This window comes from Novosphingobium sp. MBES04, assembly GCF_000813185.1.
GTDB lineage: Bacteria > Pseudomonadota > Alphaproteobacteria > Sphingomonadales > Sphingomonadaceae > Novosphingobium > Novosphingobium decolorationis.
Genome location: NZ_DF850489.1, coordinates 1,309,801 through 1,332,160, shown reverse-complemented (window position 1 = coordinate 1,332,160; position 22,360 = coordinate 1,309,801). Strand labels below are relative to the sequence as shown.

At 65.2% G+C, this 22,360-nt stretch carries 21 protein-coding genes and 1 pseudogene; 14 read left to right on the top strand and 8 right to left on the bottom strand.

All coding sequences use genetic code 11. The annotated features are described in order from the left end of the window. Positions 1-132: 132 nt before the first annotated feature. From MBENS4_RS24375 to miaA, 5 genes are all read right to left on the bottom strand, one after another. The gene (locus MBENS4_RS24375; protein ID WP_052322559.1) at positions 133-510 is read right to left on the bottom strand and encodes an I78 family peptidase inhibitor; all 378 of its coding nucleotides are present in this window, start codon (positions 508-510) and stop codon (positions 133-135) included. 139 nt (positions 511-649) lie between these two features. Then, on the bottom strand, positions 650-1,720 hold the full coding sequence (gene ilvC / locus MBENS4_RS19720; RefSeq protein WP_255352694.1) for a ketol-acid reductoisomerase: 1,071 nt from the start codon (positions 1,718-1,720) through the stop codon (positions 650-652). 82 nt (positions 1,721-1,802) lie between these two features. Next, positions 1,803-2,321, bottom strand: a complete 519-nt coding sequence (ilvN, locus tag MBENS4_RS19715; protein WP_039393920.1) for an acetolactate synthase small subunit — start codon at positions 2,319-2,321, stop codon at positions 1,803-1,805. Positions 2,322-2,350: 29 nt separating this feature from the next. Next, positions 2,351-4,093, bottom strand: a complete 1,743-nt coding sequence (ilvB, locus tag MBENS4_RS19710; RefSeq protein ID WP_039393919.1) for a biosynthetic-type acetolactate synthase large subunit — start codon at positions 4,091-4,093, stop codon at positions 2,351-2,353. Between the two features lie 177 nt (positions 4,094-4,270). Further along, the gene (miaA, locus tag MBENS4_RS19705) at positions 4,271-5,257 is read right to left on the bottom strand and encodes a tRNA (adenosine(37)-N6)-dimethylallyltransferase MiaA (RefSeq protein WP_039395581.1); all 987 of its coding nucleotides are present in this window, start codon (positions 5,255-5,257) and stop codon (positions 4,271-4,273) included. Between miaA and serB the strand changes: the two genes are divergently transcribed. Both serB and MBENS4_RS19695 read left to right on the top strand, forming a co-directional pair. Next, the gene (gene serB, locus MBENS4_RS19700) at positions 5,250-6,146 is read left to right on the top strand and encodes a phosphoserine phosphatase SerB (protein ID WP_039393918.1); all 897 of its coding nucleotides are present in this window, start codon (positions 5,250-5,252) and stop codon (positions 6,144-6,146) included. The genes miaA and serB overlap by 8 nt on opposite strands. A 212-nt stretch (positions 6,147-6,358) precedes the next feature. Next, complete coding sequence (locus tag MBENS4_RS19695) at positions 6,359-7,063, top strand: HD-GYP domain-containing protein (protein ID WP_052322558.1); 705 nt, start codon at positions 6,359-6,361, stop codon at positions 7,061-7,063. An 84-nt stretch (positions 7,064-7,147) separates the two neighbouring features. On the opposite strand, the gene purL is transcribed toward MBENS4_RS19695, so the two are convergent. Beyond that, complete coding sequence (purL, locus tag MBENS4_RS19690) at positions 7,148-9,307, bottom strand: phosphoribosylformylglycinamidine synthase subunit PurL (protein ID WP_039393917.1); 2,160 nt, start codon at positions 9,305-9,307, stop codon at positions 7,148-7,150. Positions 9,308-9,445: 138 nt separating this feature from the next. Between purL and MBENS4_RS19685 the strand changes: the two genes are divergently transcribed. From MBENS4_RS19685 to tgt, 9 genes are all read left to right on the top strand, one after another. Beyond that, complete coding sequence (locus tag MBENS4_RS19685) at positions 9,446-9,700, top strand: exodeoxyribonuclease VII small subunit (protein WP_039395575.1); 255 nt, start codon at positions 9,446-9,448, stop codon at positions 9,698-9,700. Between the two features lie 3 nt (positions 9,701-9,703). After that, positions 9,704-10,612, top strand: a complete 909-nt coding sequence (locus MBENS4_RS19680; protein WP_039393908.1) for a polyprenyl synthetase family protein — start codon at positions 9,704-9,706, stop codon at positions 10,610-10,612. A 70-nt stretch (positions 10,613-10,682) separates the two neighbouring features. Beyond that, positions 10,683-11,210 (top strand): pantetheine-phosphate adenylyltransferase, encoded by a 528-nt coding sequence (gene coaD, locus MBENS4_RS19675; protein ID WP_039395572.1) that lies wholly within the window; start codon positions 10,683-10,685, stop codon positions 11,208-11,210. Positions 11,211-11,305: 95 nt separating this feature from the next. Further along, a complete protein-coding gene (locus MBENS4_RS19670; RefSeq protein ID WP_039393907.1) occupies positions 11,306-11,995 on the top strand; it encodes a peptidylprolyl isomerase in 690 nt (229 codons plus the stop codon). 61 nt (positions 11,996-12,056) lie between these two features. Continuing rightward, on the top strand, positions 12,057-13,097 hold the full coding sequence (gene queA / locus MBENS4_RS19665; RefSeq protein ID WP_039393905.1) for a tRNA preQ1(34) S-adenosylmethionine ribosyltransferase-isomerase QueA: 1,041 nt from the start codon (positions 12,057-12,059) through the stop codon (positions 13,095-13,097). A 70-nt stretch (positions 13,098-13,167) separates the two neighbouring features. After that, complete coding sequence (locus MBENS4_RS19660; RefSeq protein ID WP_039395569.1) at positions 13,168-14,118, top strand: ABC transporter ATP-binding protein; 951 nt, start codon at positions 13,168-13,170, stop codon at positions 14,116-14,118. Continuing rightward, positions 14,115-14,888 carry an ABC transporter permease gene (locus MBENS4_RS19655; protein WP_039393903.1) on the top strand — a complete coding sequence of 258 codons (774 nt, stop codon included), beginning with the start codon at positions 14,115-14,117 and terminating at the stop codon, positions 14,886-14,888. The genes MBENS4_RS19660 and MBENS4_RS19655 overlap by 4 nt, the downstream gene beginning before the upstream one ends. 17 nt (positions 14,889-14,905) lie before the next feature. Further along, entirely contained in the window at positions 14,906-15,961 is a 1,056-nt protein-coding gene (locus MBENS4_RS19650) for a DUF481 domain-containing protein (RefSeq protein ID WP_039393901.1), read from the top strand. Between the two features lie 78 nt (positions 15,962-16,039). After that, complete coding sequence (tgt, locus tag MBENS4_RS19645; RefSeq protein WP_039393899.1) at positions 16,040-17,173, top strand: tRNA guanosine(34) transglycosylase Tgt; 1,134 nt, start codon at positions 16,040-16,042, stop codon at positions 17,171-17,173. 4 nt (positions 17,174-17,177) lie between these two features. Here the strand turns inward: tgt and MBENS4_RS19640 are convergent, their stop codons facing one another. Together MBENS4_RS19640 and MBENS4_RS19635 are read right to left on the bottom strand one after the other, a co-directional pair. Beyond that, positions 17,178-17,504 (bottom strand): DMT family transporter, encoded by a 327-nt coding sequence (locus MBENS4_RS19640; protein ID WP_039393897.1) that lies wholly within the window; start codon positions 17,502-17,504, stop codon positions 17,178-17,180. Between the two features lie 132 nt (positions 17,505-17,636). Next, complete coding sequence (locus tag MBENS4_RS19635) at positions 17,637-18,236, bottom strand: murein L,D-transpeptidase catalytic domain family protein (RefSeq protein WP_084592251.1); 600 nt, start codon at positions 18,234-18,236, stop codon at positions 17,637-17,639. 147 nt (positions 18,237-18,383) lie between these two features. Here MBENS4_RS19635 and MBENS4_RS19630 point away from each other — a divergent pair, with 147 nt between their 5' ends. The 3 genes and pseudogenes from MBENS4_RS19630 to MBENS4_RS19620 all read left to right on the top strand — a co-directional run bounded on the left by MBENS4_RS19630 (position 18,384) and on the right by MBENS4_RS19620 (position 22,357). After that, entirely contained in the window at positions 18,384-19,478 is a 1,095-nt protein-coding gene (locus tag MBENS4_RS19630) for a L,D-transpeptidase family protein (protein WP_159108106.1), read from the top strand. Between the two features lie 108 nt (positions 19,479-19,586). Next, positions 19,587-20,221: pseudogene (locus MBENS4_RS19625) on the top strand (AAA family ATPase). A gap of 144 nt (positions 20,222-20,365) precedes the next feature. Next, complete coding sequence (locus MBENS4_RS19620) at positions 20,366-22,357, top strand: S9 family peptidase (RefSeq protein WP_242405022.1); 1,992 nt, start codon at positions 20,366-20,368, stop codon at positions 22,355-22,357. Positions 22,358-22,360 lie beyond the last annotated feature (3 nt).

Below are 22,360 nucleotides of genomic sequence, written 5' to 3'. Positions count from 1 at the left end.
GACGACGAGTCATGCCCAAGCCTATGGGCACTGCTGCGCGCAATGTAAAGGGTCTGATTGCGCCAAATCCGCACGCCGCGCCGCGCGCCGCGCATCTGTCCGCGTGGCGGCAGAACCGGGCGTGGGGACAGATCAGCCGCAGCGCATGGTGGTGATGATATTGTCCTCATCGGTCAGGATATTGAGGCGGTCCTGACGAAAATCCATGGTCATGACCGAGCCCGGCGGAAGAACCCGCATGGGCTTCTTGCCGCGCGCTTCGCGGATCGAGGCGAGGAGCGCTTCGGAGGCCTCTTCCCCGACGTGGCGTTCGAACAGCTCGACACCGCACAGCGCCTCAGGCTCGGGGCCGATGGGCGAGGCATCGCGGGATGCCGCCGGTGTCGGATCGGTGGGGGTCGCGGCCATGTCGGGGCCTCCTTGCGAAGAGGCCGAGCAGGCGGGCAGGGCCATCAGGGGAAGGGCAAGAGCGGCCATGAGGGCGGCGAGGCGGCGGTGGTTGCGTGTCATTCGCGATCCTTCGCAAGGGGCTGCTGAACGGGCGCTGGCTGCGTGCGTGCAGAACCCGGAAAAGCACAAACCCGACCCTGCGCGAACAGGATCGGGTCTGCAAGTGTCGCGATGCGGCGTCCGGAGGGACGCAGCGCGATCAGTTCTTGGTCTTGTCGACCAGGGCGTTCGCGCCGATCCAGGGCATCATGGCGCGCAGCTTGGCGCCGGTTTCCTCGATCGGGTGGCGCTGCGCGGTCTTGCGCGAAGCCTTCAGCTCGGGCTGGCCGGCGCGGTTGTCGAGGACGAAGTCCTTCACGAAGCGGCCCGACTGGATGTCTTCCAGAACGCGCTTCATTTCCTTCTTGGTCTCTTCGGTGATGAGACGCGGACCGGTCTTGATGTCGCCGTATTCGGCGGTGTTCGAGATCGAGTAGCGCATGTTGGCGATGCCGCCCTCATACATCAGGTCGACGATCAGCTTGAGCTCGTGAAGGCACTCGAAGTAGGCCATTTCCGGGGCATAACCGGCTTCGACCAGGGTTTCGAAACCGGCCTGGACGAGAGCGGTGGTGCCGCCGCACAGGACAGCCTGCTCACCGAAGAGGTCGGTTTCGCACTCTTCGCGGAAGTTGGTCTCGATGATGCCCGAACGGCCGCCACCGACGCCCGATGCGTAGGCCAGCGCGATGTCGTGGGCGTTGCCCGAGACGTCCTGGTCGACCGCGACGAGGCAGGGCACGCCGCCGCCACGCTGGTATTCACCGCGCACGGTGTGACCCGGGCCCTTGGGCGCGATCATGATGACGTCGATGTCCTTGCGCGGCTCGATCAGGCCGAAGTGGACGTTGAGGCCGTGGGCGAAGGCGAGCGCAGCGCCGGGCTTCAGGTTGTCGTGCAGGTCGGCAGCGTAGATGGCGGCCTGGTGCTCGTCGGGCGCGAGGATCATGAGCACGTCGGCCCAGGCGGCCGCTTCGGCGTTCGCCATGACCTTGAAGCCCGCGCCTTCGGCCTTCGCAGCCGAAGCCGAACCCGGGCGCAGCGCGATCGCCACGTCCTTGACGCCGCTGTCACGCAGGTTCTGCGCGTGGGCGTGGCCCTGGCTGCCGTAGCCCAGGATCGCGACCTTCTTGGAGGTGATCAGGTTGATGTCGCAATCGGCGTCGTAATAGACTTTCATCTGGCTTTCCTTCTGGTGCTCGGGCGCGTCCTGTGCGGATGGGACGGCCAGCTCGCTTTCGATCCTGCGTCGCGGTTTATCGACCGCCTGCCCGCAATCAAGTGCGGTGCGACGCGAAGTTGGGATTAATTGGTCAGGCTTCCTCGGCGCCGCGCATCATCGCGACGATGCCGGTGCGGCCCACCTCGACAAGGCCCAGTTCGCGCATGATCGCGACGAAGCTGTCGATCTTCTCCGGGCTACCGGTGAGCTCGAAGATGAAGCTGGAGGTGGTCGTGTCCACCGCCTTGGCGCGGAACACGTCCGCGACGCGCAGCGCCTCGACGCGCTTCTCGCCCACGCCCGCCACCTTGATGAGCGCGAGTTCGCGCTGCACGTGCGGGCCCGCTTCGGTAAGGTCGACCACCTTGTGCACGGGCACGAGGCGTTCGAGCTGCGCGTGGATCTGGTCGATCTGGCTCGGCGGGCCGTGGGTGACGATGGTGATCCGGCTCACCGAGTGGTTCTCGGTGATGTCGGCCACGGTAAGGCTATCGATGTTGTAGCCGCGCGCGGTGAACAGCCCGGCGATCTTGGCAAGGATACCGGCTTCGTTGTCGACCATGACGGTCAGGACGTGCCGTTCCTCGACCTCTTGCTTGATGTGCATCATTGTCCGTATTCCTGGGTTCGCAAGCGCGCTCAGACGAGCGCCTTGGCGGCATCGTCGAGGGTACCGGCCACGGCATCGCCGTAGAGGATCATCTCGGTATGGGCCGCGCCCGAGGGGATCATCGGGAAGCAGTTCGATTCCTTGGCCACGTGGCAATCGACGATGACCGGACCCTGGTAGGCGATCATTTCCTCGATGCCCGCGTCGAGCTGGCTCTCGTTCTCGATGCGGATACCCTTCCAGCCATAGGCTTCGGCGAGCGTCACGAAGTCGGGCAGGCTGCTCGAGTACGAGTTCGAGTAGCGGCTCTCATAGGTGAGCTCCTGCCACTGGCGGACCATGCCCATCCATTCGTTGTTGAGGATGAACACCTTGACCGGCAGGCGGTACTGGCTGGCGGTGCCCATCTCCTGGATGTTCATCTGGATCGAGGCGTCGCCCGCGATGTCGATGACGAGGCTGTCGGGGTTGCCGAGCTGCGCGCCGATGGCGGCGGGCAGGCCATAGCCCATCGTGCCCAGGCCACCCGAGGTCAGCCACTTGTTCGGGCCGAAGAAGTGGAAGTACTGCGCCGCCCACATCTGGTGCTGGCCGACTTCGGTGGCGATGATCGGGTCCTTCGCCTTGGTCAGCTCGAATAGGCGTTCGACCGCGTGCTGGGGCATGATCGCGGCGGTATTGCCGGGATAGGCCAGGCTGTTGCGTTCGCGCCAGGTGTCGATCCGGGCCTTCCAGCCCGACAGGTCCTGCGGCGCGCGGGTTCCCCAGGCTTCGAGAAGCTGGCCCAGGATCTCGCCGCAGTCGCCGACGAGCGGCAGGTCGACAGGCACGATCTTGTTGATCGAGGCACGGTCGATGTCGATGTGGATCTTCTTCGAGTTCGGCGCGAAGGCGTCGAGACGCCCGGTCACGCGGTCATCGAAGCGCGCACCGACACAGACGATGAGGTCGGCCTGGTTCATCGCCAGGTTGGCCTCGTAGGTGCCGTGCATGCCCAGCATGCCGAGCCAGTCCGCGTGGTCCGCCGGGAAAGCGCCCAGACCCATCAGGGTCGAGGTGACGGGCGCGCCGGTCTTGGCCTGCAGCTCGCGCAGCAGCGCGGTGGCGTGCGGGCCCGAGTTGATGACGCCGCCGCCGGTGTAGAGCACGGGCGCGCGGGCCGAGGCGATCATGGCGATCGCTTCGTCGATCTCATTGGTGTCCGCGCGCAGGCGGGGCGCGTAACGGTCGCGGCGCTGGACGGGCGCGTCGCTCCAGGTGGCGGTGGCGACCTGGACGTTCTTGGGGATGTCGATGAGGACCGGGCCGGGGCGGCCGGTCGTCGCGATCTGGAACGCCTCGTCGATGATCGCGGCGAGGTCGGCCGGATCCTTCACGAGGTAGTTGTGCTTGGTGCAGTGGCGCGAGATGCCGACCGTGTCGGCTTCCTGGAAGCCGTCCGAACCGATCAGGTTGGTCGCAACCTGGCCCGAGATGACAACGAGCGGGATCGAATCCATGTACGCATCGGCAATGCCGGTGATGGCGTTCGTCGCGCCCGGGCCAGACGTGACCAGCACGACACCGGGCTTGCCGGTTGAACGGGCATAGCCTTCGGCTGCGTGGGCCGCGCCGGCTTCGTGCCGCACAAGGATATGACGCAGGCGTTCATCGCCGAATAGGGCATCGTAGATCGGGAGAACCGCCCCGCCGGGATAGCCGAATACGAATTCGACGCCCTGCCGGACCAGGCTTTCGACCAGGATGTTCGCGCCGCTGCGCTCGTCACTCACAACACGTTCCTTTTTGCCTCGGGGCCCCGAAAAACCGGGCGCCGCGAGATGGATAAGTCAGGAGGATTTCCCTCCAAAGAAGCGGACCCGGCACGGCAATCGCCGCGCCGGGTCATCCTCTCCTCCGAGCCCAACTTCCGAGGGCTTGACGAGGCAGCCTTTAGGCATTGCGAAATATCACGTCAACCCAAAACGTCGAAATAAAATATCGCAAATGGACTTTAGGGTGTAATTTTCAGATTCAATCCGGGACCAGTCTTCCGGGGGCTGGTGGCGCAGCCAGGTGAACTGGCGCTTGGCGTAGCGCCGCGTTGCCTGTGCGCCGCGTGTGATGGCCTCCTCGCATGTGATGTCGCCGCGCAGATGGGCCGCCAGTTCGGGCACGCCGATCGCGCGCATCGCGGGGAGGTCGGGATCAAGCTGGCGCGCCATTAGCGCCTCGACTTCGGCGAGGGCGCCGGCCTCGACCATGCGCGTGAAGCGCAGGTCGCAGCGTTCGTAGAGCCACTGGCGTTCGGGCATGAGGATGGCCGGGAAGAGCGTGACCTGGTCGGCAATCCCGCCTTCCTTGCGTTCCTGCCAATGGGCGAGGGGGTGGCCGGTGGAGCGCACGACCTCCAGTGCGCGCGCCACGCGGGTGGTGTCTGCCGGGGCGAGTTGTGCGGCGCGCGCCGGGTCTTCGCGGGACAGTGCAGCGTGCGCCTCGGCAACGGGAAGGGCGCGCACTTCCGCGCGCACAGCGGGGTCGATGGCCGGGATCGGGGCGATCCCATCCAGCAGGGTGCGGATATAGAGGCCGGTACCGCCGACAAGGATCGGGACGGCGCCGCGCTCATGGGCCCCGGCAATTTCCGTGCGGGCGGCCTTGGCCCAATCGGCGGCGGAGCAGGGCGTGGCCGCGTCCCAGGTGCCGAACAGGCGGTGCGCGATCCCGCCACGCTCTTCCTCAGTCGGGCAGGCGCTCAGGATCGGTATGTCGGCGTAGACTTGCGAGGCATCGGCGTTGAGAACCACGCCGCTGCGGCCGCGCTTCTCCAGTTCCTGGGCCAGGGCTACCGCACAATCGCTCTTGCCGCTGGCCGTCGGCCCTGCAATGAGCGCCAGCGGCGGCCGGTCCCCGGCCTTGGAATCATATTTCGCATCAAGGAATTTGGCAGTGCTCATTGCCCGGCTGATAGCAGACGCAGAAAATCTCTCGGCAAAAATCGACACCGTACGCGCCGAGATGGAGAAGGGCGGGGTGCGCCTGGCCTCGGCGGCGATGCTCGACTTCTGTGACAAGACGCTCCAGATCGCCTCGCCCGACGACGGCGCGGATGTCCTGCGCGGTGCGCTGGATGCGCACTTCGGCGCGAGCGATGGCCTTGTCACCGACCATGAGCCGATCCTGCCCAAAGTCTTCATCTCGGACATGGATTCGACGATGATCGGGCAGGAGTGCATCGACGAGCTGGCCGATTTTGCCGGGCTCAAGGAGCGGATTGCCGACATCACCGAGCGTGCGATGCAGGGCGAGCTTGATTTCGAATCGGCACTGCGCGAGCGCGTGGGTCTTCTTGCGGGCCTTCGCCAGACCGCGGTCGACGATTGCCTTGCCGAGCGTATCCGCCCGATGCCCGGCGCCAAGACGCTGGTCGAAACGCTCAAGAAGTTCGGCTGTCGCACCGTGCTCGTCACCGGCGGCTTCCACCACTTCGCCGATCCCATCGCCGCGATGCTGGGTTTCGAGCACGTCGTGGGCAACCGCCTTGCGGTCGCCGATGGCAAGCTGACCGGCGAACTGGCCGGGCCCGTGGTCGACAGTTCGGTCAAGAAGGCCACTTTGCTGGCCGAAATCGCGGCGGTGGCCGGTGAAGGCGGCGACTTCGTACCCAGTCTTGCAACGGGCGATGGTGCCAACGACATTCCGATGCTCGAGGCCTCGACCTACGGCATCGCCTACCACGCCAAGCCCAAGGCGCGCCTTGCCGCCAATGGCTGGATCGACCGGGGCGACCTCACCGATGTTCTGCGCCTGCTGGGCATTGACGAGCAGGACTGGGTGCACGGCTGACTTCGCGTCGGCGGCTATCGCGGCTGCAACTGGTTCTCAGGATCTGCAAAGGCCTTGCGGCAAGGCTTGCCCATTAAGGCTTTGTAAACGCGGGTATGGTGGTTGGACCGTGCCTTGATGATCAAGGTGCGGAACTAGCAGGACTTATGGCGTTTGGCGGTGGTTGGATTGCGGAAAGCGGACCCAGATGCCGCCAGGACTGGCTTGAGGTCATGCCCTGGCGGCCGGAAACCGAACTGGAAATTCGCGTTGAGCTGCGCCAACGCGTCGGCGCGATTGCGCAGGAAATTCTGAACGCCCAGCCATGTGGTTTGAACGAGGCCCGCCATCTCGTCGCACTGATGGAGCGCTGGCTGCGCGAAAGCCGCGAAGGCATCCTGGGCTCGGTGCACGATCATTTCGGGCGCGAGGGAGTTCGCTCGCACGCGCTCGCCGTCGCGTGCCTCATGATGAATTTTGCCCATCATGCGGACTGCCCGCGTGAATACGTCCTGGAGATGGGGCTTGCGGGCCTCCTGCACGATATCGGCAAGCTGACCATCCCGTCGGAGATCCTCAACAAACCAGGGCGACTTGATTCCGAAGAGGCAATGGTCATGCGTGGGCACGCCGAGAACGGCTGCGTGCTGCTGGAGCGCTGGGGGCTGGTGAGCCCGTTGGTGATCGCGGTCTGCCGTCATCATCATGAACGGCTTGATGGCAGCGGCTATCCGAGCGGGCTGATCGCGAAGGACATCGCCGAGCCGGTTCGGGTCGCGACGATCTGCGATGTCTACGACGCGCTGATTTCAAGGCGAAGTTACAAGCAGGCTTGGTCGAGCGCGCTGGCGCTGGACGAAATGCGCCGCGCACGCGGCAATTTCGATCCCGACCTGCTGGCCGCCTTCGCCCAAAGCCTGGAACCGGCCACGCTCTGACATTTCGACAATGCCCAAACGAAACCGCCCCCGAACCTTGCGGTGGGGGGCGGCCGGGAATTGTGTTTCCTCAAGGAAAGCCGATCAGGCTTCCATCCAATCCTTGAAGAAGGCCTCGTTGACGCGGCGCAGTTCGGTGACTTCGACACCGGCAACCGAGGAGCCGCCAACGCTGCCGATCTTCTCGGCACCCGGGATCTCGGTCCCTGCAGGAGCTGTCACGACATAGCGCGACTGGTCCTCGCCAAAGGCTTCGGCCGTGCTCAGTTCCGCGTCGAGCGTGCAGCCAAGGCCGCTTGCCAGCGCCATTTCGGCGAGCGCAACAAGAAGACCGCCGTCGGAGATGTCGTGGACGGCGTTGACCGTTCCCGCGCCGATCAGGCTGCGGACCGTGCCGCCGTTCGCAGCCTCGGCCTTGAGATCGACGACGGGTGCATCGCCCGCTTCCTTGCCCGCGATGGTCTTGAGCCAGAGCGACTGGCCAAGGTGCGTGCCCTTGCCGCCGATCAGCCAGATCGCATCGCCCTCGTTCTTGAAGGCGATGGTGGCCATCGCGTCGTGGTCGGCCAGGATGCCGACGCCGCCGATCGCGGGGGTGGGCAGGATCGCCGAGCCGCCGCCGGTGGCCTTCGATTCGTTGTAGAGCGAGACGTTGCCCGACACGATCGGGTAGTCGAGCGCGCGGCAGGCATCGCCCATGCCGTTCAGGCAGCCCACGATCTGCGCCATGATTTCAGGGCGCTGGGGGTTCGCGAAGTTGAGGCAGTTGGTGATCGCCAGCGGCAGGCCGCCGACGGCCGAGATGTTGCGGTAGGTCTCGGCCACGGCCTGCTTGCCGCCCTCGTAGGGGTCGGCGTAGCAGTAGCGGGGCGAACAGTCGGTGCTGATGGCGAGCGCCTTCTTCGTGCCGTGCACGCGCACCACCGCAGCGTCACCGCCCGACTTCTGCATCGTGTCGGCGCCGACCTGGCTGTCGTACTGCTGCCAGATCCACGCGCGCGAGGCGAGGTCAGCCGAGCCGATGAGTGTGGTGAGATCTGCGCCCAGATCGGTGGTCGCGGGCACGTCGTCCATTGCGGGGACCGCGGCCCAGATCTTGTAGTCCTCAGCCGAGACATAGGGGCGCTGGTATTCCGGCGCGTCGTCGGCCAGGGGCCCCAGCGGAATGTCGCAGACGACCTCGCCGTCGAATTCGAGGACCATGTGGCCGGTGTCGGTGACTTCGCCGATCACCGCAAAGTCGAGTTCCCACTTCCGGAAGATGGCTTCGGCCATGGCTTCCTTGCCGGGCTTGAGCACCATGAGCATGCGCTCCTGGCTCTCGCTCAGCATCATCTCGTAGGGCGTCATCGCCTCTTCGCGGCAGGGAACCTGGTTCATGTCGAGGCGGATGCCTGCGCCGCCCTTGCTGGCCATCTCGACCGAGGACGAGGTGAGGCCCGCCGCGCCCATGTCCTGGATCGCGACGATGGCGTCGGTCGCCATGAGTTCGAGGCAGGCCTCGATCAGCAGCTTCTCGGTGAAGGGGTCGCCAACCTGCACGGTCGGTCGCTTTTCTTCGGACTTCTCGTCGAAGTCGGCGGACGCCATGGTCGCGCCGTGGATGCCGTCGCGGCCGGTCTTCGAGCCGACGTAGACGATGGGGTTACCAAGGCCGGTCGCCGCGCAGTAGAAGATCTTGTCGGTGTCCGCGACGCCCACGGTCATCGCGTTGACGAGGATGTTGCCGTCGTAGGCCTTGTGGAAGTTGGTTTCGCCGCCAACGGTGGGCACGCCCACGCAGTTGCCGTAGCCGCCGATGCCCGAGACCACGCCCTGCACGAGGTGCTTCATCTTGGGGTGTTCGGGGCGGCCGAAGCGCAGCGCGTTCATGTTCGCGACGGGGCGCGCGCCCATCGTGAAGACGTCGCGCAGGATGCCGCCGACGCCCGTCGCCGCGCCCTGGTAGGGTTCGATGTAGCTGGGGTGGTTGTGGCTTTCCATCTTGAAGATGGCGGCCTGGCCATCGCCGATGTCGATCACGCCCGCGTTCTCGCCCGGGCCGCAGATGACCCAGGGGGCCTCGGTCGGGAGCTGCTTCAAGTGGAAGCGGCTCGACTTGTACGAGCAGTGCTCGGACCACATGACCGAGAAGATGCCGAGTTCAAGGAGATTGGGCACGCGGCCCATCGCGTTCACGACGCGCTCGTATTCCTCGGGGCTGAGGCCATGCGCCTCGACGACGTCAGGGGTGATTTCGCTCATGCGCACGGCCCTTAGCCATGTCGGTGCGCGCTTGCTAGTCTCCAATATCGCCGAACCGGCCTTTGATGCACGAATTGCCTGTCGGAAGAGCGCTGTGTGACCTTGACCCTCGTGCCGGGCAGCGCCATTGCTTGGCGCATGGATGCCCAGACACCCGAACTCGACACGCTCAGCTTCGAAGACGCGCTGCGCGAACTGGAAACCATTGTGCGCCAGCTGGAAAGCGGTGAAGTGCCGCTGGAGGATTCGATCTCGCTCTATGAAAAGGGTGAGAAGCTGCGCCAGCACTGCCAGAAGCGGCTCGATGCCGCCCAGGCCCGGATCGAAAAGATCGTGACCGGACCCGACGGTACGCCCGTCTCCACCCAGCCTTTCGACACGCCGGAGCGCTGAGACGTGGGTGAGGGGGCTTCGGGCGATTCGCGGCTGAAAGAGGCGCTGGTCGCGATTGCGGGTGAAGTGGACGGCGCGTTCGATGCGCTGCTGCCGGTACCCGACGATGCGCGTGCGCGTCTGTACGAGGCGATGCGCTATGCCGCGATTGGTGGGGGCAAGCGGCTGCGTCCGCTGCTTCTGACCGCGGTTGCGGGCATGTACGGTGTTCAGCGCGAGGCGGCGATCCGCGCGGCCATCGCGCTCGAATCGATCCACGTCTATTCACTGATCCACGATGACCTGCCGTGCATGGACGATGATGCCCTGCGCCACGGCAAGCCGACCCTGCACCTGGCTTTCGACGAATCGGCGGCGGTCCTGGCGGGCGATTCCCTGCACGACTTTGCGTTCGAGGTGCTGTCCGATCCGGCGACGAGCGCGGATCCCTTCACGCGCATCGAACTGGTGCGCGTGCTGGCGACCTCCAGCGGTGCCGAAGGCATGGCAGGCGGCCAGATGATGGATCTGGTGGCTGAAACGTCCGAATTCGACCTGCACACGATCACGCGCCTCCAGCAGCTCAAGACCGGGGCCCTGCTGGGCGCGGCGGTGGAGATGGGCGCGATCCTGGGCCATGTTCCGCCTGAGGGGCGCACGCACCTGCGCAGCTATGCCCGCGATATCGGGCTGGCCTTCCAGATCGCCGACGACCTGATCGATCATGAGGGCGACGCCGAAGTGGCGGGCAAGGCCGTGGGCAAGGATGCCGATGCCGGCAAGGCCACCTTCGTCTCGCTGATGGGCGCCGAGCGCGCGCGCGATCAGGCGCGCATGCTGGTGGAGCAGGCTGTCGGGCACTTGTCGGGGCATGGCGAGGAAGCCGATCTTCTGCGCAGCGTTGCGCGCTATATCGTCGAGCGCGATCACTGATTTTTTCGCGCAAGGCAGCGCGCATCAGGGCAGGAAGCCGCGGCCCGCGAGCCGCATGGAGGAAGCCGAAATGACTGAGACCCGGACTGCGGAGCGCGTGGGCGTCTATCCCGGCACGTTCGATCCGATCACGCTGGGCCATGCCGACATCATCCGGCGCGGCGCGAAGCTGGTGGACCGCCTGATCATCGGCGTGACGACCAATCCGTCCAAGAATCCGATGTTTACCCCCGAAGAGCGCATGGCGATGGTCGAGCGCGAGGTGAAGGCGCTGGGCGTCGAGAACGTCACGGTGGTGGCCTTCAACGCGCTCCTGATGAAGTTTGCGAAGCGGCAGAACGCAACGATCATCCTCAGGGGCCTGCGCGCCGTCGCGGACTTCGAGTACGAGTACCAGATGGCCGGCATGAACCAGCAGCTCGATCCCGATATCGAGACCGTGTTCCTGATGGCCGACGTCAGCCTGCAGCCGATCGCCTCCAAGCTGGTCAAGGAAATCGCGCTGTTCGGAGGCGACATCACCAAGTTCGTCAGCCCGGCCGTGCGCGAGGACGTGATCGCCCGGATCGACGCGCGCGGACGCCTCGGCGACTACTGAGCGCGGGGGCTTCCCGCTAAATCATTCATTGTACCGACAGCGAGAGGGCTCTATCGCCCCAGCCAAGGATCGGTTTTCGAGCTTGTGAGTAATCCATGAATTTTCGCCATACCGTTGCCGCGCTGATGCTGGGTGCCACTGTACTTGCCAGCCCGGCCGCGTTCGCCAAGGACAAGGACGTCGCAGCCACAGAGGCTCCGGCGCAGCTGCCCACCAAGATCGACATGGACCCGAGCCACGATCCGCAGAACGTGCTGGTCCTCGATCTCAGCAACGGTGGCCGCGTGCTCATCCGTCTCGTGCCGGAATGGGCGCCCCACCACGTCGAGCGCGTGAGCAAGCTGGCCAGCGAAGGCTTCTACGACGGTCTGATCTTCCACCGCGTGATCGACGGCTTCATGGCGCAGACGGGCGATCCGACGGGCACCGGGCAGGGGGGCTCGGACCTTCCCGACCTGGAAGCGGAATTCAATGCGATGCCGCACGTGCGCGGCTCGGTTGCGATGGCGCGCACCAACGATCCCAACAGCGCGAACAGCCAGTTCTTCATCGTGTTCTATCCGCGCTTCGCGCTCGATCACAAGTACACCGTGTTCGGCCGCGTCATCGGCGGCATGAACTATGTCGATGCGATCCACCGCGGCGAACCGCCCGAAGATCCCACGAAGATCGTCCAGGCCTCGCTCTTTTCCGAGCACAAGCCCAAGCCCGCGGCGCCCGCTCCGGCGGTGACCGACGATACGCCCGTCACGCTCGACGATCTCAACAACTCGTCCTCGCAGTAAGAGGACGCCGGGCCGCTTGCATCTTGCCGCAGGCGCGTTTCGCGTCTAGCGGCTGCCGGTCATGCGAGTAGACCTTTTCGATTTCGATCTCCCGACGGAGAACATCGCGCTGCGCCCGGCCAAGCCGCGCGATGCGGCGCGTTTTCTCGTGGCCGATGGCGATGCGCCGCTGGCCGACCGCATCGTGCGCGAGCTTCCCGAGGTCCTCGCCCCGGGCGATATTCTGGTCTTCAACGACACCCGCGTCATTCCCGCCCAGCTGGAAGGCCGCCGCGGCGAGGCGCGCATCGGCGCGACGCTCCATAAGCGGCTCGACCTGCGCCGCTGGCAGGCCTTCGTGCGCAACGGCAAGCGGCTGAAGGCGGGCGACCACATCGAATTTCCCGCCGAGGTAGAGGCCATTGCCGAAGAGCGCTGGGACGATGGCAGCTGGACACTTGCCTTCCAGGGCGAAGAGCCGGTCGAAATCCTGCTCGAACGCGCCGGGCGCATGCCGCTGCCACCCTACATCGCGGGCAAGCGCGACACCGACGAGGCGGACAAGAGCGACTACCAGACCATGTTCGCGCGCGAGAAGGGCGCAGTGGCCGCGCCCACGGCCGCGCTCCACTTCACGCCTGAACTGGTCGCGAAGCTCGATGCTGCGGGCATCGGGCGCGAGACGCTGACGCTCCATGTCGGGGCAGGCACCTTTCTTCCGGTCAAGGCGGACGACACCGCCGAACACCAGATGCATTCCGAATGGGGCCGGATCGATGCCGAGACGGCCGATCGCCTCAACGCCGCACGCGCGGCAGGCGGGCGCATCATCGCAGTCGGCACGACCAGCCTGCGGCTTCTGGAGAGCGCAACGGGCGAGGACGGCGTGGTTCGTCCCTTCGAGGGCGACACCGCGATATTCATCACGCCGGGCTACCGCTTCAAGGCCATCGACGGGCTGATGACCAACTTCCACCTGCCCAAGTCGACGCTCTTCATGCTGGTCTCTGCCCTGATGGGGCTGGAGAAGATGCAGGCGGTCTATGCCCACGCCATCGAGCACGGCTACCGCTTCTACAGCTATGGTGATTCCAGCCTGCTGATCCCGGGGCCGAAGGCCTGATTTCTTTTTTGTCCGGCAATTCCCGCATGGGGGCTTGGAAGCATAGCGACTTCCTCCCATGTTCCCGGCCATGCAGGACATTCTCGAAATCGAGGGTCTGACCAAGACCTATGACGGGGGCTTCACCGCGCTGAACGGTGTCGACCTGACCATTCGCAAGGGCGAGATCTTCGCACTCCTAGGCCCCAACGGGGCAGGCAAGACCACGCTGATCGGTGCGGTCTGTGGCCTTGTGCAGCCTAGCTCGGGCACGATCCGGGCCTTTGGCGAGGACATGGGGCGCCACTGGCGCACCCTGCGCCGCCGCATCGGGCTCGTCCCCCAGGAACTGGCCACCGACATGTTCGAGACGGTGCTCCACACCGTGAACTATTCGCGCGGCCTGTTCGGCCTTGCGCCCGATGCGGCGCGGGTCGAGGAAATCCTGCGCGCGCTCAGCCTCTGGGACAAGCGCGCGGAATCGCTGAGCGCGCTTTCCGGCGGCATGAAGCGGCGCGTCCTTATCGCCAAGGCGCTCGCCCACGATCCCGAACTGCTGTTCCTCGATGAGCCCACGGCGGGCGTGGACGTGGAACTGCGCCGCGACATGTGGACCCACATTTCCGCGCTGCGCGAGCAGGGCACCACGATCATCCTCACCACCCACTATATCGAGGAGGCAGAGGAAATGGCCGACCGCGTGGGGATCATCCAGAAAGGCCGCATCCGCATGGTTGAGGAAACCCGCGCGATGATGGCCCGGCTCGGCCGCACCGAAGCAGTCTTCACGCTGGCGGCACCCATCAGCGCCATCCCCGAAGGGCTTTCCGGCCATTCGCTGAGCCTTGCCGAAGATGGCCGGGCGCTTGTCTACCGTGGCGGGGATGGCACCGGGCAGGGCAAATCCGAGGTAGCCGCGCTCACCAAGGCGCTGATTGCCCACGGGGTCGACTATACCGCCATCGACATCCGCGAATCCAATCTGGAGGAGATCTTCGTGAACCTCCTCGAAAACCAGTCCGACACGGGAGAGGGTGCATGAGCCTGTTCAACGCCCGCAGCGCGTGGACCATCTACAAGCATGAACTCGCACGGGCCCTACGCACCGCGCTCCAGTCCATCATCGCGCCGTTGCTCTCGACGATGCTCTACTTCGTTGTCTTCGGAGCAGCTATCGGTGGCCGCATGGAGTCCGGCCTTGAGGGTGTCGACTACGGCGCTTTCATCGTCCCCGGCCTGCTCATGCTCACACTCCTGAGCGAGAGCACGGCGAATGGCGCGTTTGGTATCTACATGCCGCGTTTCACCGGCGCGATCTACGAACTGCTCTCGGCCCCCGTGGGCTTTGCCGAGACCCTTGTCGGTTTCGTCGGCGCGGCGGCCACGAAATCGCTGGTTCTTGCCGCGATCATTCTGGGGACCGCGCGCTTCTTCGTCGACTACACGATCGTCCATCCGGTGCTGGTCCTGGGCTTTGTCCTGCTTGTCTCGGCCTCGTTCTCGCTCTTCGGGTTCATCCTCGGGATCTGGGCCAGGAGCTTCGAGCAGGTGGGCATGGTGCCTTCGCTGTTCGTGATGCCGCTGACGTTCCTGGGGGGCACGTTCTACTCGATCGACCTCCTGCCCGAGCCCTGGCGTTCGGTGGCCCTGGTCAATCCGATGGTCTACCTCGTCAACGGGCTGCGCTGGTGCTTCTATGGCCAGGCGGATTTCCCGGTCGTGGTCTCGCTTGTCATGGCGCTCGGCTTCCTGGCTCTTTGCATTGCAATTATTGCACGAATCTTTGCAACGGGCTGGCGTTTGCGTTCGTGATTACGTAACCATCGCCCATGCCTTTTCGCTTCCGGTCAAGCCTCGTCCTTCCCCTTGTCGTGCTCTCCGTTCCGGCCTTCGCGCAAGACGAGCCGCCGGAGGGCCGTGCCGTGGACTGGGACGTCATTGCGATGCCCGATCCCATTCCCCCCCGGCCTGTCTTCGTGTCGCTTCCGACCTTCGTGGAGCCGATCCCCTTCGTCGATGCCGACCGCCCGACCCTGCCGCGCAACGTGCGCGCCATGCTCGAGGAATCGATGAAGGGCGAAGAGGACGCCGAGGTCGACGCGGTCGTCAAGTTCGCGATCAAGGTGCAGCCCTGGTTCAAGGACGAGATCCGGGGCATGCACAAGAGCTATCGCGACCGCCGCGCGGCCGAGGAGCGCGCCAAGTTCGAAGCGAAGCAGCGCCGGATCCGGCAGGCCGGGATCCTTCAGCTCTGGAAAGGTCAGATCGATCTGGGTGGCTTTCGCAACACGGGCAACACCAGCAACTTTGGCGTAACCGGCGGCTTCAAGGCGGACCGTCAGGGGATCAAGTGGCAACATACCATCACAGCGACGGCCAACTACCAGGAGACCGACAGCACGGTCACGACCAACAAGTATCTTCTGGCCTACCAACCGCGTTTTACGCTGCATGAGGGATATTTCATCTACGGTCGTGCGCAGTACGAACGCGATCCGATTTCGGGTTTCGAGAACCGCTACTCGCTCTCGGGCGGTCTTGGTCGGCGCCTTATCCGAACCGATCGCATGACGCTTTCGGTCGAGGCGGGCCCGGCCATGCGCATGATCGACTATGTCGATGAGCCCAGCGAGACGCAGTATTCTGCGCTTATGTCGGTGGATTTTGCCTGGAAGCTCAACAACACGGTCAAGCTCTCGCAGGTCGCCAGTGGCTATGTGAGCACGGAGAACAACACCTTCACCTCGCTCACCGCGCTCGAAACCGCGATGACCAAGAACCTCAAGCTCAAGCTGTCCTATAACTTCGAGCATGAAACCGCACCGGCCGCCGGAACCCTCAAGACCGACACGATCTCGAGCTTCTCGGTGGTCTACGGCTTCTGAACAGGGCGAGCCTTCGCCGTGTTTTTGCGAAGCATCAGATAATTCCATCTCTCGGGAAAATGCTCTAACGGGCGGGGCATGAAACCGCGTTTCCAGTTTTCGATCCACGCCCGCGACGGTCGGGCCCGTACCGGCGTCATCCAGATGCGCCGGGGCGAGATCCGCACGCCCGCCTTCATGCCCGTAGGCACCGCTGCCACGGTCAAGGCGATGAAACCACAGGACGTGCGCGCCGCCGGGGCCGACATCATCCTGGGCAACACCTACCACCTCATGCTGCGCCCGGGGGCCGAGCGCATGGCGCGCCTGGGAGGCTTGCACAAGTTCATGAACTGGGATCGCCCGATCCTGACCGACAGTGGCGGCTACCAGGTGATGAGCCTCTCGGACCTGCGCAAGATCACCGAGGAGGGCGTGACCTTCGCCAGCCACCTCGACGGTTCGCGCCACATGCTCAGCCCCGAGCGCTCGATGGAAATCCAGCGCCTGCTTGGCTCGGACATTGTCATGGCCTTCGACGAATGCCCCAAGATCGACCAGTCGCGCGATGTCATCGCGCGCTCGATGGAGATGTCGATGCGCTGGGCCCGGCGCAGCCGCGAGGGCTTCGACAGCGGCGAGGAACATGCCGAGCGCTCGGCGCTCTTCGGCATCCAGCAGGGCGCGCTGGACGAAGGCTTGCGCAAGGCCAGCGCCGATGCCCTCGTCGACATCGGGTTTGATGGCTACGCCATTGGCGGTCTGGCCGTTGGCGAGGGGCAGGAAGCGATGTTCGCAACGCTCGAGTTCGCGCCCCAGCAGTTGCCCGAGGATCGCCCGCGCTACCTCATGGGCGTGGGCAAGCCGGACGATCTGGTCGGTGCGGTCGAGCGCGGGGTCGACATGTTCGACTGCGTGCTGCCCACCCGCTCGGGACGTAACGGGCAGGCGTTCACCTGGAATGGCCCCCTCAACATGCGCAACGCGCGGCATGCCGAGGACACCGGACCTGTCGACGAACGCTGCGGTTGTCCGGTCTGCCAGACCTATACCCGCGCCTACCTGCACCACCTCATCCGTTCGGGCGAGATGCTCGGCGCGATGCTCCTGACCGAGCATAACATCTGGTTCTACCAGCAGCTCATGCAGGGCATGCGCGATGCGATTGCGCAGCAGCGCTTCGATGCCTTCGCGGCCGATTTTCGGCGCGACTACTTCGCCAACCGCAAATAGCGCCTCAGGCGCCGCTGCCTGTTGCCACGCGCAGCAGCACGGTGCCCGAGACGATGAGCATGAGCCCGGCGATCGCCGCCGGGCTCAGCCGCTCACCGAAGACCAGAAGGCCCAGCAGGAACGCGCCGAGCGTCCCGATCCCGGTCCAGGCGGCATAGGCCGCGGCAAGCGGGATCGTGCGCATGGCAAGAGCCAGCAGCCAGAAGCTGCCAAGCAGCGAGGCAGCCATGGCCAGGGCGCCCAGAGCGGTGATCCCGTCTTCGGTGTTCTTGAGAAAATAGATCCAGACGGTCTCGAGCAGACCGGCGAGTACGACGAAAACCCATGCCATGCGGCAGCCTCCTGTGTGCTGCCGGGCCGTCCCGGTCTGGTCGTGCCCCGGTTGTGCGGGGTGAAGGTCGTCCTTGCGAAAGCGTTGGCTAATACCGGCTTTGGACGGCGTCAATGCCTGCCGGATGGGGGCTTAGCGGTAGGCGAAGAGCAGGCGGCCCGGGGGCAGCTGGCTCAGCACGGGGCCGATGTCGCGCTGGGACACCGTGAAGCACCCGAGGCTGCGCCCCACGCGCCCGGTGTGGCGCGCCATGTCCGCTGAGACGTAGGAGGCGCCATGGATTACGATGGCACGCGGATAGGCCATCGAATTTTCGGGATCGAGCCCGTGGATCCGGCGCGAGCGGCCATGCGTGCCATAATAGGTTTCCCCGGTCAGGAAGCTGCCCTGGCACGAGGCATTCGATCCCGGGCGGTTCGAGAAGCGCTGGAGCATTCCGGTATTGCCCGGGTCCGAGCCCCGCCCATGCGCGACGTGGAAATCCGCGATCACGCGGCCGTTGCCGATATCGACAAGGCTGAAGCGCGGGTCGCCGGAGGGGGCGCTGAAATCCACAAGACCCACGATGTCGCGGTGGCGCACCCGCGCACCATGCGCATCGAGCGCGGCCTTGGCCTCTGCAAGTCCGCGTGGCATCTGGCGGCTGGGAGTGGCTGCAAAAGAGATGGACGAGGCCAGGCTGGCCGCACCCGTGGCGAGCGCGCCAAGGAAGTGGCGCCTGTTGAAGTTCATGCTTGTGTGTCCGACCCGTTTATTGTTTGTCTGTTATATGTATATATTAAGTCATAAACTGAGACAACGAATCTTTTGTATATGAAAAGACGCGTCAATTCATTGCTTTGTGTGACCGCTCTTGCATTTGCGCTCGTGGGGACGAGGGTGGACGCGCAAACGACGCCCTGGTCGCAGAGGGAACTGGCCGCTCTCGAGGCAGCGGCGGGGGCTCTGCCTGACCATGGTCTGCGCCCGCTCGACACCTCGGTGCTGGAGGATGCGCGAGAGGGCGGTGATGCCGAAGTCATTGCCAGCGCGGCGCAGGAGCTTGCCCTCGACCTGGCCCGGACCGCTCTGCTGGGCGAGACATCTGCCCGCATGCGCAGCGGCTGGCACATCGCCGATCCCGACGCTGAGATCGACATCGCCGCATGGCTGGCCCGGGCACGGGCCGGGGGAGGGCTGACCTCGTTCCTGGATGCGCTGTGGCCGGACCATTCGGACTACGGGGCTTTGCAAAAGGCTTTCGTGCAGGAAACCGATCCCCAACGGCGCGCCACGCTCGCGCGGAACATGGAGCGTTGGCGCTGGCTGCCCCACCGCATGGAGCCCGACTACATTCTCGTCAATACGGCGGCCTTCACGGCACGCCTGTGGCGCGAGGGGGCGCAGGTCGGTCTCTGGCCTGTCATCGTGGGTAAGGTCTCGACCCCGTCGCCCACCTTCCGGGCCGAAGTGCGCGGGGTCATCCTCAATCCCTGGTGGAACATCCCGCAGAGCATCGTGCGTGAGAACAACGGTCGGTTTCCGGCCCGCAGGGGCTACGTGCGCACGGGCGGACGTTGGCGCCAGAAGCCGGGGCCGAACAACGCACTGGGCCAGATGAAGCTCGACATGCCCAATCCCTATAGTGTCTACATGCACGACACACCGGGCAAGGCGCTGTTCGAGCGCGAGGTGCGCGCCTTCAGCCACGGCTGTATCCGCACCGGGGACGCGCTCGGCTTTGCGGCAACCTTGCTGGAGGGGGCAGCCACGCAGCCCCAGATCGACGCAGTCCTTGCTTCGCGGCGCGAGACCCGTCTGGCGCTGGGCAAGGCGCTGCCGGTCTACATTACCTATTTCACGGCTGGCCGCGCGCAGGACGGGGGCGGGGTGGAGCTCTATCCCGACATCTACGGACGCGATGCCCGGATGGCGGCCACCGTGGCTTCTTCCGAGGGCGCAATGCAGGAGACCGAGTGCGCCCTGAGCGGCTGAAGGTCTTTTGCTGGACAAGGCGGGGCAGGGCCCGGACATTCGCAGGGTCCCGGCTTGCGATTCGCAGGGCGGACACGTTCTCCAGCGGGGTGAGGAGAGACAGCCCGGATGACCACGATAGCCATTGTCAGCCAGAAGGGCGGGTCGGGCAAGACCACGCTCGCCCTCCACATTGCGGCCAGTGCGGTCTACGCGGGCAATCAGGTCCAGGTGATCGATACCGACCCCCAGGCGACCGCCGCGGCCTGGGGAGACTGGCGCGGCGAGTTCCTGCCGGAAGTCATCACCTGCCCCCCGGTGCGCCTGTTCAGCACGGTTGAGCGGGCCAAGCGTGCTGGCTCCAATGTCATCGTGATCGACACGCCGCCCCATGGCGATACCGCTTCGCGCGAGGCCGTGCGCGTGGCCGACATCGTGCTTGTCCCCACCAGGGCGCGGGCGTCGATCTGCATGCGCTGGAGGCCACGGCGGGGCTCATGGCCTATGCCTCCAAGCCGGCCCACGTCGTCTTCAACGCCGTTCCCGCGCGCGCGACCCGGATGCTTGAGGAAGCGGCCGAGGCGGCGCGTAACCTGGGGCTTTCGGTCAGTCCCCATCACTTTGGCGAACGCGCGGCCTTTCACCGCAGCGCGGGAAGCGGCGAAGTTGCACGTGAGATTGAACCCGATGGCAAGGCGGCGCTGGAAGTCGACGCCTTGTGGGGCTGGGTCTGCGAACAGGTGGGCATGCCGCCGGGCGAATAGTGCGCTTTCCAGGCAACTCTTCGCCTAAATTACTTTGCATTAAATTTCGGCAACTTGACCGCCTCGTTGGACACTCGCATATTCCATTTGCATTATAGGGAAATGAGGGGTTTCGGGGTGGTCTTGAGAGGTTTGCGTGCGCTCGTGTCCGGGCTGTTTCTGGGCTCAGCGATGGCGGCGGCCGTGCCGCTGCAGGCACAGGCGCAGTCCGGGGAGAGTGCCGAACAGCTGGCCGCACGGTTCGGGGCGCTGGAGGATATTACCCAGATCAGCCTGTCACCGGACGGAACGAAGATCGCCTTCATCTCGCCGCGCAAGGGTGGCCGCGTGCTCGAAGTCGCAAACCTTGCCGAGGGCGGTTTCCCGACTGCCATCACCAGTGTCCCGAGCGAGGAGGGGGAGCTGCGCTTCTGCAAATGGTCCACCAACGCGCGCCTGGTCTGCCAGGTGCACTATATCGTGGACTATGCCGGGCAGCTCGTCAGTTTCACCCGCATCTTCGGGCTGGACGATGACGGCAAGAATGCGACGCTTCTGTCGAACACGCAGTCCTTGCGCGCGCGCACGTTCTTCCAGAACGGGGGAAGCGTGATCGACTGGGACGTGGAGGGAGAGCCCGGGCGCGTCCTGATGACCAAGGTGTTCGTGCCGGAAAACACCATCGGCACGCGCCTCGCGAACGAGGAAGAGGGGCTGGGTGTCGAGATGGTCGACACGATCAAGGGACGCCGCCACCGGGTCGAGAAGCCCGATGAGTTCGCGACCGGGTACATCACCGACGGTCATGGAACAATTCGCGTCAAGAGTCGCCAGCAGACCGGGGCGACCGGGCTCCTCAAGCCGAGTGAGGATTTCTTCTACCGCACGCCGGGCGACTGGGAATGGCAATGGCTCTCGAGTTGGGGTGGTCCGCAGGAGGCAGGCGTCCTGAGCTTCGAGCCGCTGGCCGTTGATGGCAAGAGCAACCGTGCTTTCGGATGGGCGTGGGAGAACGGGCATCGCGGCCTCTACGCGGTCGCGCTCGATGGCTCGCTGACGCGCGAAAAGCTCTTTGCGGCGGACGACGTCGATATCGACGGCCTTATCCGCATCGGGCGCGACAACCGCGTGGTAGGTCTCTCCTATGCGCGCGAGCGGCGCGAGCAGGTCTATTTCGATCCCGAGATGGGGGCGCTCTCCAAGGCATTGGCTGGCGCGCTGCCCGGAGAGGTCGCTGTTCGGGTCGTCGATGCCGACCGGGAGGAGAAGAACCTCCTGTTGCGCGTGACCGGCGATACCGAGCCGGGCATGCTCTATCTCTTCAACAAGGCCGAGCGGCGTCTTGAGGAAGTCCTGCCGGTGCGCCCGAAGCTCGTCGACCTGGCGCTGGCGCCGATGAAGCCGGTGATGTTCCCGGCCGGGGACGGCGTCCAGATCCCGGGCTACCTGACCCTGCCGCCGGGCAGCACGGGCCGCGATCTGCCCGCCATCGTCATGCCGCACGGCGGGCCGAGCGCACGCGACGAATGGGGTTTCGACTGGATGGTCCAGTTCTTTGCCGCACGCGGTTTCGCGGTTCTCCAGCCCAACTACCGCGGATCCGCCGGTTACGGTTCGGAATGGTACAAGGAAAATGGGTTCAAGTCGTGGAAGACGGCCATCGGCGATGTCAATGACGCCGGGCGCTGGCTGGTGGCGCAGCGCATTGCCGCACCGGACAAGCTGGCGATCTTTGGCTGGTCCTACGGCGGGTACGCGGCGCTCCAGAGTGGTGTGCTCGATCCGGACCTGTTCAAGGCGGTGGTGGCCGTTGCCCCCGTCACCGACTTTGAAATCCTGCGCTCCGAGGCCGAGGGCTTCACCAACGCCGCGCTGGTGCGCGAAGAGCTTGGGAGTGGCCCGCATCTGCGCGAAGGCTCGCCCGCGCAGAACGCGGAGAAGATCAAGGCGCCGGTGCTGCTGTTTCATGGCACGCTCGACCAGAACGTGGGCGTGCGCGAAAGCCAGGTCATGGCGAAGAAGCTGGAGCAGGCCGGCAAGTCGGTGCGCTATGTCGAGTTCGACGGGCTCGATCACTTTCTCTACAGCAGCGAGGCGCGCACGCAGCTCCTGGCCGACAGCGATGCCTTCCTGCACACGCAGCTGAAGCTCGACTGAGTG